The sequence below is a fragment of the Neisseria sp. P0020.S005 genome, assembly GCF_051957055.1.
Lineage (GTDB): Bacteria > Pseudomonadota > Gammaproteobacteria > Burkholderiales > Neisseriaceae > Neisseria > Neisseria subflava_A.
The window spans coordinates 31584-44995 of the sequence record NZ_JBQCWV010000006.1 but is presented as its reverse complement, the minus strand read 5'-3'; the positions used below and the strand labels follow the sequence as shown (position 1 = coordinate 44995).

General features: G+C 48.6%; 11 protein-coding genes. 5 read left to right on the top strand and 6 right to left on the bottom strand.

Annotated elements, in window-relative coordinates:
- Window position 1: 1 nt before the first annotated feature.
- From rodA to ACTHTU_RS06270, 5 genes are read right to left on the bottom strand one after another with little or no spacing between them, the layout of a single operon-like run.
- Window positions 2-1153: a rod shape-determining protein RodA gene (gene rodA / locus ACTHTU_RS06290; protein WP_440362094.1), complete on the bottom strand. Its 1152-nt coding sequence runs from the start codon at window positions 1151-1153 to the stop codon at window positions 2-4.
- Window positions 1146-3194 carry a penicillin-binding protein 2 gene (gene mrdA / locus ACTHTU_RS06285; RefSeq protein ID WP_440362093.1) on the bottom strand — a complete coding sequence of 683 codons (2049 nt, stop codon included), beginning with the start codon at window positions 3192-3194 and terminating at the stop codon, window positions 1146-1148. The genes rodA and mrdA overlap by 8 nt, the downstream gene beginning before the upstream one ends.
- A 4-nt stretch (window positions 3195-3198) precedes the next feature.
- Window positions 3199-3699, bottom strand: coding sequence for a rod shape-determining protein MreD (gene mreD / locus ACTHTU_RS06280; RefSeq protein ID WP_440362092.1), 501 nt, complete (start codon window positions 3697-3699; stop codon window positions 3199-3201).
- Window positions 3700-3703: 4 nt separating this feature from the next.
- Complete coding sequence (gene mreC / locus ACTHTU_RS06275) at window positions 3704-4546, bottom strand: rod shape-determining protein MreC (protein ID WP_440362091.1); 843 nt, start codon at window positions 4544-4546, stop codon at window positions 3704-3706.
- 11 nt (window positions 4547-4557) lie between these two features.
- Complete coding sequence (locus tag ACTHTU_RS06270; RefSeq protein ID WP_440362090.1) at window positions 4558-5595, bottom strand: rod shape-determining protein; 1038 nt, start codon at window positions 5593-5595, stop codon at window positions 4558-4560.
- A gap of 225 nt (window positions 5596-5820) precedes the next feature.
- Here ACTHTU_RS06270 and gatC point away from each other — a divergent pair, with 225 nt between their 5' ends.
- The 5 genes from gatC to ACTHTU_RS06245 all read left to right on the top strand — a co-directional run bounded on the left by gatC (window position 5821) and on the right by ACTHTU_RS06245 (window position 11046).
- The gene (gene gatC / locus ACTHTU_RS06265; RefSeq protein WP_003685110.1) at window positions 5821-6111 is read left to right on the top strand and encodes an Asp-tRNA(Asn)/Glu-tRNA(Gln) amidotransferase subunit GatC; all 291 of its coding nucleotides are present in this window, start codon (window positions 5821-5823) and stop codon (window positions 6109-6111) included.
- Window positions 6112-6261: 150 nt separating this feature from the next.
- The gene (gene gatA / locus ACTHTU_RS06260) at window positions 6262-7710 is read left to right on the top strand and encodes an Asp-tRNA(Asn)/Glu-tRNA(Gln) amidotransferase subunit GatA (RefSeq protein ID WP_440362089.1); all 1449 of its coding nucleotides are present in this window, start codon (window positions 6262-6264) and stop codon (window positions 7708-7710) included.
- A 100-nt stretch (window positions 7711-7810) separates the two neighbouring features.
- Window positions 7811-8431, top strand: coding sequence for a trimeric intracellular cation channel family protein (locus tag ACTHTU_RS06255; protein WP_440362088.1), 621 nt, complete (start codon window positions 7811-7813; stop codon window positions 8429-8431).
- Window positions 8432-8531: 100 nt separating this feature from the next.
- Window positions 8532-9962, top strand: coding sequence for an Asp-tRNA(Asn)/Glu-tRNA(Gln) amidotransferase subunit GatB (gene gatB / locus ACTHTU_RS06250; protein ID WP_250580404.1), 1431 nt, complete (start codon window positions 8532-8534; stop codon window positions 9960-9962).
- A gap of 79 nt (window positions 9963-10041) precedes the next feature.
- Window positions 10042-11046: a 2Fe-2S iron-sulfur cluster-binding protein gene (locus ACTHTU_RS06245; protein ID WP_440362087.1), complete on the top strand. Its 1005-nt coding sequence runs from the start codon at window positions 10042-10044 to the stop codon at window positions 11044-11046.
- Between the two features lie 242 nt (window positions 11047-11288).
- Here ACTHTU_RS06245 and ACTHTU_RS06240 read toward each other — a convergent pair whose 3' ends face one another.
- A complete protein-coding gene (locus tag ACTHTU_RS06240) occupies window positions 11289-13397 on the bottom strand; it encodes a LysM peptidoglycan-binding domain-containing protein (RefSeq protein WP_440362086.1) in 2109 nt (702 codons plus the stop codon).
- Between the last annotated feature and the right edge of the window lie 15 nt (window positions 13398-13412).

The following is a 13412-nucleotide window of genomic DNA, read 5'->3' as shown; positions in this document are numbered from 1 at the left end:
ATTATTCCTCGCTTTCAGTTAGGTTATCGTTATCCGCATTACGGCGGCGACGGTTTTTGTGTTCGTTGGCAATACCCATCAACAGGGCGAGTACCACCATGATGGAAAGCGTAGCTGTACCGCCGTAGCTGACCAAGGGGAGGGGGACGCCGACAACGGGCAAAATACCGCTGACCATGCCCATGTTTACAAAGGCATAGCAGAAAAAGGTCATGGTCAACGCGCCTGCCAGAGTACGGCTGTAAAGGGATTGCGCTTGCGCGGCAATCCACAATCCGCGTGCCAGAATGATAAGGTAAACCAGCAGTAAAAGGATATTGCCAATCAGGCCGAACTCTTCACCGAATACCGCGAAAATAAAGTCAGTCGTTGATTCGGGAATATAGTCCAAATGGGTTTGCGTACCGTTGAGCCAGCCTTTACCCCATACACCACCCGAGCCGATGGCAATCATGGATTGGATGATGTGGTAGCCTGCACCTAACGGATCTTTGGTTGGGTCGAGCAGGGTAAGGACGCGGGTTTTTTGATAGTCGTGCATGCCGTAATTCCACAAGAGCGGCAAGGCGGCTACAAAGGCAATAATAGCGGAAAAAATGGCTTTCCAAGGCAATCCGGCAAAAAAGATGACAAAAATACCCGAAGCCATAATCAGCGCGGCCGTACCGAGGTCGGGCTGCTTCAAAATCAGGGCGACAGGAGCAAGAATCAGCACAAGGGCGACAATATAATGTATCCATTTCAGACGGCCTTCATAGCGTTGGAAATACCACGCGACAGTCATGGGAATACCGATTTTCATGATTTCGGAAGGTTGGATACGGGTAAAGCCGAGGCTCAGCCAACGGGTCGAGCCGTTGACGGTAACGCCGGCGACTTCGACGCCAATCAGCAGTAATACGCCGACAATGTAAACAGGCAAGGCGACTTTGGCAGCCGTTTGCGGCTTGAATACGGCGATAATCCATAAAAGGGCAAAGCCCAAAACGGTATGGATGGTTTTGTTTTCCAATTGGCCGAACTCTTGCCCGTCTGCAGAATAGAGCAGGAACAGGCTCATGATGTAGATGGCGAGCATGGCAAAAAACAGCCAAGGGTCAATCGGGGCTGCAATGGTGGATTTGAAATTTTTCCACACTGATGTGTTATTCATGATGAACCTCCGGCTGTGAGGCAGGGCTTGTCGGCGTCAGTCCGTAGGCAGATTGGAAAATGCTGGTAATAGGCTGATGCTTGTCCGTTGTTTCAGTTTTGGCTAAATCTGACTCAAGGCCGTCTGAAAACTGTTGCGGCTTGACGTGAAGCATATAAAAATCAGTCATTTCACGGGCCAATGGCGCGGCATACGCACCCCAGCCGCCGTTTTCCAAAATAACGGCAATGGCAATTTCAGGTTTTTCCAATGGCGCAAACGAGATAAACCATGCGTGGTCGCGGTGTTGTTCGCGCAGGGCTGCGGCATTGTAGCGGCCGCCTTGTTTAATTTGTACGACTTGGGCTGTACCGGTTTTACCGCCCATCGTATAGGCGAGTCCGCCACCGATACGGTGCGCCGTACCACCCGGTTTCAATACCTTTTCCATTGAGCGTTTGACGTATTCGAAGTTATCGGCTTTGAACGGAATTTGACGCTCAGGATTGGGGTTGATACGGGTAATTTTGCGTGCGCCGAAGTCCAATACTTCTTTGACCAAATGCGGCTGATGAACGACACCGTCATTGGCCAGAGAAGCTGTCGCATGTGCCATTTGCAAAGGCGTGTAGGCGTTGTAGCCTTGGCCGATACTGACAGAAACCATTTCGCCGGCGCGCCATTCTTTTGCGGTAGGGTCGGAAGACTTGGCAAAACGTTTGGCTTTCCATTCGCGGCTAGGTAAAACGCCTGTGTATTCGCTGGGCAGATCAATGCCGGTTTTCTGGCCGAAACCGAATTGCGCCAGATACGGAGAGGTTTTATCGATACCCATTTCATAGCCGAGACGATAGAAGAAAGTATCAGACGATACTTGAATGGCTTTACTCAAGTTGGCCGAGCCGTGGCCGCTGCGGACAGAGTCGCGGAAGATATGGCGGCTGCCAGGGATGCTCCATGCGCCGGGGGCGGGGATGATAGTGTTTTGAGTGATTTTGCCGCTTTCCAACAAAGCCATGCCAATAAAGGGTTTGAATGTAGAACCCGGCGGATAAAGGCCTTGGGTAACGCGGTTGATCAAAGGCTTTTTCCAATCGTCATTCAGCATTTTCCAAGTGTCGCTGTCGATGCCGTCAATAAAGAGGTTGGGATCAAAGGAAGGTTTGGAAACAAAAGCCAAAACAGTACCGTCTTGCGGATTGATGGCCACCAATGCGCCACGACGGTCGCCCAAGATGCGGTCGGCTTCCTGTTGCATACGGATATCCATGCCTAGGCGCAAGGTTTGCCCCATTTTGGACGGAACATTTTTCAATACGCGGACGATATTGCCGTAAGCGTCTTTTTCGACTTCCTGATAGCCTGGAATGCCATGAAGCTGGTGTTCGTAATATTTTTCCAAGCCGGATTTGCCGATATGCGTACTGCCGCGGTAGAGGGCAGTCAGGCCTTCTTCTTCCAGCATTTCTTTGTCTTTATCGCTAATACGGCCGATATAGCCTAAGAAATGGGAAGTCAGCTTGCCGTAAGGATATTCGCGGAATGTGCGTGAGTTAACCTCTACGCCTTTGAATTCGCGCAGATGCACAGACAAACGTGCAGCTTCTTCATCGGTCAGCCTGAGCTTGAGCGGGATGTTTTCAAATTTTCGATAGCTTTCGCGGTATTTTTTGAAGCGTTTTAAATCTGTCGGCGTGATATCGACGTATTTTTTCAATGCTTCAATGACATCTTCCATCTTGCCTTCGATGCGGCTGGGAATAACTTCGAGCGAAAAGATGGGATAGTTTTTGGCCAAAGGAACGCCGTTGATATCGACGATTTCGCCGCGTACGGGCGGCGTTGGAATCAGGGTAATACGGTTGCTCGATGCCTGACCGGAAAACTCGTTGTGTTGGGTCACTTGCAGGTAGAAGAACCGCGCCAGCAAAATGGAAAAGAAGATAACAATCAGGATAAACGCAACGAGCAGGCGCAACAAAGCATCGGTTTGTGCTGCCTGAGCGGAAGGTTTTTTGGTATGTTGACCACCGGAAAGACGGCGTGGAAGAATCGGTTTCATCTTTTCAGTGGGAGCGGTAAATACGGGTCACGATCAGCATCAGCTGGCTGAGTATGGGCCAAAGCAGTGCGCCGACAAATGGAGCAACAAAGCCTTGCAAAGTGATGACCTGATTATTGAGGAACAGACGGGCAGCAGTTAAAACGGCCTGATTGAGCAACAACGCAGCCAAGACAGCGGCCAATTGCATAATGTGGCCGTACAGCATGATTTGGCGGCGGCGGTTTAAGATGAAATAAGTCATCACGACGTAAGACAGGGCGTGCAAGCCCAAAGTCGCGGCGGTTGCTGCATCGACAATCAGACCGATGGCAAAAGCCAGTCCCATGCCTGCGCGTTGCGGTTGGTGCAATGCCCAATACAGCAGCATCAGTGCCGTCATTTCAGGCAGCCAGAAGAACCCGTCAAAGGAAAACGGCATAAAGTCCAGTATCATCATCACAATGAGACTGGCCGCCATGATGTGCAGCGGTACTGCACGGTAAGAATCGTCAAAATCGTTCATGAAATCAGCGTGGGGAAGAAGGGGCGGAAGAAAGTACCAAGACAAAACGGCTGCTGCGTAAAGCGGCCAAAGGCGTCAGTTGCGTATCGTAATAAGGTGTTCCCGATGCGCGGACAACCTTGCTGACGGTTGCAACGGGAATCCCCGCCGGATAAGTACCATCCAAACCGGAAGTCAGCAGAATATCGCCGGGTTTCAAGTCTGAGCCAGTTGGGAAATAGCGCAAATCTAAACCGCTGCCATTGCCGTATGCCAAGTTGCGTTCGCCGGTGCGGCTGACGGCTATGGGGACAATGCTTTGTCCGCCTGAAATCAGCCCAATTTCTGCACTTTGTGTGTGAACTTGTGTCAACAGGCCGATCAAACCGCTTTGATCGATGACCGCATCGCCAACTTTCAAGCCGTCTTGACTGCCCTTGCCGATAATCAGTCTTTCGGAAAGCGGATCTTTGCCATTGGAAATGACTTCCGCACCGATAACGTTGTGAATACCTTTTTGTTGCAAACCGTACAGTTTTTTTAATTCGCGCAATTCATCGGTATTGACTTTATCCCGCTGCAAATCGATTTTCAGACGGCCATTTTCTTCCATAAGCTGGCGGTTTTGTTCCAAGAGCTCGGATTTGGACTGGGAGAGTTCGGCAAAATATTGATAAAGTTGAACAGGTTGATTGGCCAGCCATTGAACAGGGTAGAGCATGGGCATGACTGCCGCACGTACAGGCTGCATCAATGAAAAGCGGTAATCGGCTACCATCAGGCCGGCAGCCAGAGCGATATAAACGACAAAACGAGGCAACAGCTTAGAGCCTTTTGCCTCGTCAAAGCGCAAAGAAGAGCGTTCCATAACCATCTACCTTATGGGTTTTCCGTAAACACGGTATCCCATTTGCCGATATAGTCCAAAGCCTTACCGGCACCATAGGCGACGCAGTTCAGAGGCTGATCGGCAATACCGACAGGCAGGCCGGTTGCATCGGCTAAGACGGTATCAATACCGTGCAGAAGCGCACCGCCGCCTGTCAGCATAATGCCGCGGTCTGCGATGTCGCCGGCCAGCTCAGGCGGTGCCTGTTCCAAAGCCAGACGGACGGCACGGATGATTTGATTTACCGTTTCACTCAATGCTTCACGGATTTCATCTGAAGTAACCGCCAAGGATTTAGGCGTACCTTCGGCCAGATCACGGCCTTTAATGCGCATGGCTGTTTCGGTTTCAAAGCCAGAGGCAGAGCCGATTTGTTTTTTCAATTCTTCGGCTGTAGCTTCGCCAATCAAGACACCGCGATGGCGGCGCAGGTAATGGATGATGCTTTTATCGAATTCATCGCCGGCTGCGCGGACAGAAGCAGAATAGGCCATACCGCCCAGTGAAAGAATACCGATTTCAGTCGTACCGCCGCCAATATCGACAATCATCGAACCTGCTGCATCTTCAATCGGTAAGCCCGCGCCTAAAGCGGCAGCCATCGATTCTTCAATCAAATGCACGCTTGCCGCACCGGCAGCAAACGCAGAATCCAAAATTGCTTTACGTTCCACTTGGGTAGAGCCGCCCGGAACACAGATAACCACACGAGGCGGAACCAAAGACCGTCCTTCGGTGGCTTTTTTAATCAACATCCCCAGCATACGCTCGGTGATCACAAAGTCTGCAATCACACCGTCCCTCATCGGGCGGACAATTTCGATATTGCGTGGCGCACGGCCCTGCATCTTTTTAGCTTCCGTGCCCACTGCCATAATTTTACTTTTATTGCCTGCGCCGGATTGAATCGCAACCATGGACGGCTCATCCAAAACAATCCCTTTGCCGCGTACAAAAATCAGCGTGTTGGCCGTGCCCAAATCGATGGCAATATCATTGGAGAGGAAACGAGATAAAAGACGAAACATTAGGATTCCTGAAATTCCGGCCCAGTCCGGATGCTTTAAGCAGTATTTAAAATAAGAAAAACAGGTACACGGTTTTAGACGGATAAATGCGCCCTTAAAAGGCCGTCTGAATCAAAACACCATGCCAACCTGTTTGGTTTTCGGTTATAATTCTTCGCTTCATAGAAGACGAAATGCAATGATACCCCAAACCTAAGAGGCATTGCTATCAGACAAGGATTTTTTATGGCTTTAAGCTTAAATGATGTGGAAAAAATCGCAAAACTCTCGCGCCTCACTTTAACGGACGAAGAAAAAAACAAAACGCTTGCCGAGTTGAACGACATTTTCGCTATGGTTGAAAACATGCAAAGCGTCAATACCGACGGCATCGAACCCATGGCGCATCCGCACGAAGCCGCTTTGCGTCTGCGCGAAGATAAAGTAACTGAAACCGACCACGCTGCAGAATATCAGGCTGTTGCCCCAGAAGTGCGCAACCGCCTGTATATCGTTCCTCAAGTGATTGAAGAATAAGGTTTCAGACGGCCTTTGCTTATCGGCAAACTCCTATTGCAAGGCCGTCTGAAAGGATATTCTGTTCAGACGGCCTGATTTATTGATTTAAACGGATGTTTTCAATATCTGTTTTGAAAGCAAAAACTGTTTTATAGAAAGTACGGCACAATGACCGCTTACACGCTCAAACAAGCCAGCAGCCTGCTGCAATCCAAACAAATTTCCGCAGTCGAATTGGCGACCGAATATTTGACCGCTATTGCTGTGAAAAACCCTGCCATCAATGGCTATGTGACCATCGACCAAGATGAGACCCTTGCTGAAGCCAAAGCAGCCGATGCGCGTATAGCAGTCGGTAATGCAACGGCTTTGACCGGTGTACCGGTTGCTTACAAAGATATTTTCTGCCAAACAGGTTGGCGCAGTGCATGTAGCTCCAAAATGTTGAATAACTTTGTTTCTCCTTATACTGCCACTGTGGTGCAAAACCTGTTGGATGCCGGCATGGTCACTCTTGGCCGTACCAATATGGACGAATTTGCCATGGGTTCGACCAATGAGACTTCGTTCTACGGCGCAACCAAAAACCCATGGAATCTTGAACATGTTCCTGGCGGTTCGTCAGGCGGTTCGGCTGCTGTAATTGCGGCGCGTTTGGCACCGGCTGCGTTGGGTTCGGATACCGGCGGTTCTATCCGTCAGCCTGCATCGCATTGCGGTATTACCGGCATCAAGCCGACTTATGGTACGGTTTCACGCTTCGGTATGGTTGCCTATGCTTCCAGCTTCGACCAAGCTGGTCCTATGGCGCAAACGGCCGAAGACTGCGCGATTTTGTTGAACGCCATGGCCAGCTTTGACGAGCGCGATTCCACCAGTTTGGAACGCGACAAAGAAGACTACACCCGTGATTTGGACAAGCCGCTCAAAGGTTTGAAAATCGGTTTGCCTAAAGAGTATTTCGGCGAAGGCGCAGATGCCGATGTTCAGACGGCCTTGCAAAGCGTTATTGATTTGCTCAAAGCTCAAGGCGCGGAGACTGTTGAAGTTTCCCTGCCGCAAACATCATTGTCGATTCCCGCTTATTACGTTCTCGCCTCTGCGGAAGCAAGTACCAACTTATCCCGCTTTGACGGCGTACGTTATGGCCACCGTGCAGCGCAATTCGGCGATTTGGAAGGAATGTACAGTAACACCCGTGCCGAAGGTTTCGGCAGCGAGGTCAAACGCCGTATCATGATCGGTACTTATGTATTGAGCCATGGTTACTACGATGCTTACTACCTGAAAGCGCAAAAATTGCGCCGCCTTGTAGCCAATGATTTTCAGACGGCCTTTGGTCAATGTGATTTCATTTTGGCGCCGACTGCGCCGACTGCCGCGCCAAAACTTGGCAGCGACATTCACGACCCTGTGCAAATGTACTTGTCCGATATTTACACCATCGCCGTGAATCTTGCCGGTTTGCCTGCACTGACTCTGCCTGCCGGTTTCAGCGCAAACGGCCTGCCGATTGGTGTGCAATTTATCGGCAACTATTTCTCCGAAGCTAAAATTTTGGGTGCCGCACATCAAGTTCAGCTGAACAGCGATTGGCATACTAAAGCGCCGGAATAATATTTTTAGGGCCTTGATGGTTCAAGGCCGTCTGAAAATAAACCATATAAAAGCGCCTGAATGTGTTGAGGTGCTGCATATTGTAGATATTTAAAAAATTATGACAGCCACCGACTTCATTCAAATCATTGGGACAGCCGCGTTTGCCATTTCCGGCTATTTGGTCGGCTACAACAAGCGGTTGGATGTACTCGGTGTCGTCATTACTGCGTTACTGACGGCTGTCGGCGGCGGCATGATACGCGATGGTTTGGTCGGCCGGATTCCGCAAGTGTTTTTGCAAACCGATGCGCTGATAGTCGTGTTTGCCACGCTTGCCATTGCATGGTTGATAAGGGTGCAACGTTATCGTAGCACCTATTTGGCCGCTGCTTTTATTATTGCCGATGCCATCGGTTTGGCAGCGTTCAGCATTACCGGCGCACAAATCGGTATTGCTTTGCAGCTCAATCTGTTTGGCGTTATTTCTTTGGCTTTTGTGACTGCCGTTGGCGGCGGGATTGCGCGCGATATTTTGGTCAATGATGTGCCGATGATTTTGCGCACCGACCTTTACGGCAGCGTGGCTATTTTGATTGGCGGACTGATTTATCTGTTCGGGCATTTGGGCTGGATTAATATTTTTACGTTAAACCTGCTCTTTGCTGGAGGATTGTTGTTTCGCCTGACTGCATACCGTTTCCATTGGCAACTGCCCGGTTTCCAACGCCGCAGGAAATAAACTTATCTTACAGACGGCCTGTTATGGTTTTTTATTCAGGCCGTCTGAAAAACGAATCACTCATTTAACCGATTAACTTTTTTTCGACAGAAAGACCCTTATGACTTGGGAAACCGTAATCGGACTGGAAATCCACGTCCAACTCAACACCCAATCCAAAATCTTCAGCGGCGCATCCACTGCATTCGGTGCCGAGCCTAATGCCCACGCCAGCGTGGTTGAGTGTGCGTTGCCGGGTGTATTGCCGGTAATGAACCGCGAAGTCGTCGAAAAAGCCATCAAACTCGGTTTGGCTTTGGATGCGAAAATCAATCAGAAAAACGTGTTCGACCGTAAAAACTATTTTTATCCTGATTTGCCAAAAGGCTATCAAATTAGCCAGTTGGATTTGCCGATTGTGGAACACGGCAAACTGGAGATCGTAGTGGGCGATGAGGTTAAAACCATCAATGTTACCCGTGCGCACATGGAAGAAGATGCGGGTAAATCCGTGCATGAAGGTTTAAACGGTGCCACCGGTATCGACTTGAACCGTGCCGGTACGCCTTTGTTGGAAGTTGTCTCCGAGCCTGAAATGCGTTCCGCAGCCGAAGCCGTGGCATACGCTAAAGCATTGCATGGTTTGGTAACTTGGCTGGATATTTGCGACGGTAATATGGCGGAAGGCTCGTTCCGCGTCGATGCCAACGTTTCTGTACGTCCAAAAGGTCAGGCTGAGTTTGGTACACGCCGTGAAATCAAAAACCTCAACTCTTTCCGCTTCTTGGAACAAGCCATCAATTATGAAGTGGAAGCGCAAATTGAAATCTTAGAAGACGGCGGTAAAGTACAGCAGGCAACCATGCTGTTTGATCCTGAAAAAGGCGAAACCCGTGTGATGCGTTTGAAAGAGGATGCGCACGATTACCGCTATTTCCCGGATCCGGATTTGCTGCCGGTCATTATTTCAGACGGTCAATTGCAAAAAGCCAAAGATGAAATGCCTGAATTGCCGCATGAAATGGCGGCGCGTTTTGTTGCCGATTACGGCGTGTCTGACTATGATGCGCGCTTGTTAACTGCCAGCCGCGCTCAAGCTGCCTATTTTGAAGAAGCAGCCAAAGCCTGCGGCCAAGGTAAATTAACGGCGAACTGGATGAACGGCGAGCTTGCTGCTACTTTGAACAAAGAAGGCTTGGAATTGGCTGAAAGCCCTATTACAGCTCCACGCCTTGCCGAGTTGGTTGCCAAAGTTGCGGATGGAACATTAAGCAGCAAATTGGCGAAAAAAGCTTTTGAAGCAATGTGGGCCGAGCCTGAAGCAGGTATTGCTGAAATCATCGAAAAACATGGTTTGCAACAGATTACCGATACTGGCGCAATTGAAGCTATGGTGGATGAAGTGTTGGCAAACAATGCGAAAGCCATTGAGCAATTTCGTTCCGGTAATGAGAAAGCCTTGAATGCGATTGTCGGTCAAGTGATGAAAGCAAGTAAAGGCAAGGCCAATCCTGCTCAGGTTCAAGAGTTGATTAAAGCTAAATTGGCTTGATAGATAGGACAGGCCGTCTGAAAACAGGTTTTATTTTCAGACGGCCTTTGTTTTTGATAATAAATTTATTCTAAATACCATGACACATACCATTATTTTACCAGATCAAACTACATTTACGGCGAATGAGGACGAAACTGTTCTTGCTGCCGCAACCCGTCAGAATTTAAATTTGCCTCATTCTTGCAAAAGCGGTGCTTGCGGGCAGTGTAAGGCCGAGTTGATTAGTGGCGAATTTGAAATGGGCAAGCATATTGATAAAGCCATCAGTGAAGAAGAAAAAGCGCAGGGTAAAGTATTATTGTGCTGTACCACTGCGAAGAGTGACCTCAAAATTAATGTGCCAGGTTTTAATCAAAATGCTTTGCCAATACGCACATTGCCGGCACGTATTGAAAACATTGAAATCAAACACGATGTTGCTTTGTTGAGATTGGCTTTGCCTAAAGCGCCGCCATTTGCATTTTATGCCGGACAATATATTGATTTGCTGCTTCCCGGCAATATCAGCCGCAGCTATTCAATCTCTAATTCGCCTGATCAAGAAGGCATTTTGGAGCTGCATATCCGTAAACGTGAAAACGGCGTATGTTCGGAAATGATTTTTGGTGTAGAGCCTAAGATCAAAGAAAAAGGTATTGTCCGTGTTAAAGGTCCATTGGGTACGTTTACTTTGCAAAAAGGCAGCGATAAACCGATTGTTTTGTTGGCAACGGGTACAGGTTACGCACCTATCCGCAGTATCTTGCTTGATTTGATTCATCAGAATAGCGAACGTCCGGTTCATTTTTACTGGGGAGCACGTCAGCAGGAGGATTTGTACGCATTGGAAGAAGTAGAAGCATTAATAGGCCGTCTGAAAAATGCAAAATTTTCGCCTGTTCTTTCTAAGCCTAATTCCGATTGGAAAGGGGAGAATGGATACGTGCAAAATGTTGCCGCACAAAATTATCCTGATATGGGGCAATATGAAGTTTATGCTTGCGGGTCACCAGCCATGACGGAGAATGCGCAAAGTTTGCTGACTCAAAATTGCGCTTTACCGGAAGATGCCTTCTTCTGTGATGCTTTTTCACCGGCATAGGAATATATTTTACGGAATTCATATGTTTGGATAAGGGTATTTAGCATAGGGTTTGACGACAATTCGTTTGAAGAAGAGAGTGTGTTTTTGCACACTCTTTTTTTTTATACAGTAATTTTCAAAAAATATTTTTATCTTTAAGTAAAGACTATTCTGTTTGTTATCAAACATTAACTTGATTATCTATCATCAAGAAAAAGGCCGTCTGAATCTTCCAGACGGCCTTTGTTTTAAAGATAATATTAGCTACCAATCAGCTTCAAACGTTGACCGGGAGATACGGTACGGGTATTGCGGTTCCAACGGCGGATATCGTTAATATCAACATTGAAACGGCTAGCGATGGTGTTCAGGGTATCGCCTTTACGTACAGTGTAGGAAACGTTTTGAACCGGGTTGCTGTGGACTTTTGTCGGAGCAGCTGTAACACGGAGGATTTGGCCTTTTCTGATATTGTTGCCTTTGATGTTGTTGGCAATAATCAAATCAGCTACGCTCAAGTTGTAACGTTTGGAGATATTAAACAACGTATCACCATCTTCCACACGGTGTGTGCCTGCTGCAAGTGCTGCAGTTTGTGTGTTTTGTTGGCCATTTACACGGGCAAGACGCGCATTGATGCGTTGTTGTTGTTTAGCGGTATTGGCTGCGATACGTGCTGTACGAGCGCTTTCGGCAGTCACAACAGTTTGAACTTGTTTGGCTTCAGAAGCCGCTTCAGCAACAGTCGCTGCAGGTTCCTCCGCAGGTTGGCTTTGTACCAAAGCCATCAGGTCATCATGCTCTTCTTGAACCGGTGCAACAGCAACAGATTCAACTGCTGGAGTAGGGGCTACATCGTTTGCGGCAACAGTCGGTGCAGTCAAGTCGGCAGGGATAGCTGCTTTGGGTGCTTCAGCAACATTTGTAGCAGCAGGCTCAGCAGTAGTATGGGTCATGGCTACAACAGGGGCTGCTACTTCCGCACTTGCAACTTGAGGCTGCGCCTTGGTTTCTGTTACCGCTACGGAAGTAACGTTTTCAGTTTTGCTGTGTGCAATAAAGTCAACCGGTTTAGTGGACTGAGGAACAACAGGTGCAACAATATTGGTCAAGGTAGTTTGAGCGACTTTAACCGGTTCTGCTGCGTTGGAAGCAATAATCGGAGACATGGCCGGCATATTGGATTGGTAAGTATCCGGCGTATTGTCTTTGTCGATAAAGTTAATAATATCTTGGCTTTGGATAGCTGAGTTTTTAGCCACCAAAATGCTGCGGCCTTCAGAAATGGCGCTACCGCTCAGGCCATTGAGGCGTTTGAGTTCGGCTACGCTCATGCCGGTATCGTTGGCGATGGCATTAAGTTTTTTGTTGCCCAAAGAAGTATAAATATCCCAAGACATCAGGGTATCTGGATTGGCATTGCGGTAGTTCTTCTCAAATGCGGAAACCGCAGAAACCGGCAACAACAGACGACGGTTGTTTTTAGGGATGAATACCGGGGCATTGAAACCTGGGTTGAGCGCCAACAGTTCGCTTTCGCTGATGTTTGCAAAGCGAGCGATTGTGCTGTTATCAATAGGTTTATCGATGCTGACGGATTTGAAATACGGCTGATTGCTGATTTCGCTGATATTCATGCCAAAAGTTTGCGGATTGGCAACGATATTACGGACAGCCAAAAGTTTGGGAACGTAATTGCGTGTTTCGTTCGGCATACGCAGGTTTTCGTATGTCGGTTCCAAACCTTGAGCACGGGCACGGTTTACGGCACGGCCGACGTTACCTTCGCCCCAGTTGTAAGCGGCAAGGGCCAAAGACCAGTCGCCGAACATACCGTGCAGGTATTGCAGGTAGTTCAATGCAGCATCGGTAGCGGCGTAAACGTCGTGGCGGCCGTCATACAAAGGCGTTTTTTCCAAGCCGAAGTGGCGGCCGGTAGCCGGCATAAATTGCCACAGGCCGGATGCGCCGACGTGTGATTTGGCTTTGGTTACGAATGCGCTTTCAATGAAAGGCAGCAAAGCGATTTCAGCAGGCATATTGCGTTTTTTAACTTCATTGGCAATATGGTACATATAAGGTTTGCTGCGGGAGATGGTGCGGTCGAAATATGCACTGTTTGCAGCAAATTTGTTTTCATGGCGGCGAACCAGTTCTGTGTTGACTTCGTTAATGCGGAAGTCTTTACGTAATGATGCCCACAAGCTGCCAGAGCCGAAGGTTTGTGCTTTGGCTTGGTCGAGCAGGGAAGAGTTGAGGCGCATCATTGCCATGCCGACTTGGTTGGGCGTAGCGTTTTGCGCGTAGGCTGTGGCGGAAACTGCCGACAGGCTTGAAACGGTCAGAACGATGGTTTTTAGTTTTGCCATAGTAAATAGAGTTAT

Coding starts and splice junctions, on each gene's coding strand:
- ACTHTU_RS06240 (WP_440362086.1), bottom strand. CDS start 13,397: ATGGCAAAACTAAAAACCATCGTTCTGACCGTTTCAAGCCTGTCGGCA.
- mrdA (WP_440362093.1), bottom strand. CDS start 3,194: ATGAAACCGATTCTTCCACGCCGTCTTTCCGGTGGTCAACATACCAAA.
- ACTHTU_RS06245 (WP_440362087.1), top strand. CDS start 10,042: ATGACACATACCATTATTTTACCAGATCAAACTACATTTACGGCGAAT.
- ACTHTU_RS06255 (WP_440362088.1), top strand. CDS start 7,811: ATGACAGCCACCGACTTCATTCAAATCATTGGGACAGCCGCGTTTGCC.
- gatB (WP_250580404.1), top strand. CDS start 8,532: ATGACTTGGGAAACCGTAATCGGACTGGAAATCCACGTCCAACTCAAC.
- mreD (WP_440362092.1), bottom strand. CDS start 3,699: ATGAACGATTTTGACGATTCTTACCGTGCAGTACCGCTGCACATCATG.
- ACTHTU_RS06270 (WP_440362090.1), bottom strand. CDS start 5,595: ATGTTTCGTCTTTTATCTCGTTTCCTCTCCAATGATATTGCCATCGAT.
- mreC (WP_440362091.1), bottom strand. CDS start 4,546: ATGGAACGCTCTTCTTTGCGCTTTGACGAGGCAAAAGGCTCTAAGCTG.
- gatA (WP_440362089.1), top strand. CDS start 6,262: ATGACCGCTTACACGCTCAAACAAGCCAGCAGCCTGCTGCAATCCAAA.
- rodA (WP_440362094.1), bottom strand. CDS start 1,153: ATGAATAACACATCAGTGTGGAAAAATTTCAAATCCACCATTGCAGCC.
- gatC (WP_003685110.1), top strand. CDS start 5,821: ATGGCTTTAAGCTTAAATGATGTGGAAAAAATCGCAAAACTCTCGCGC.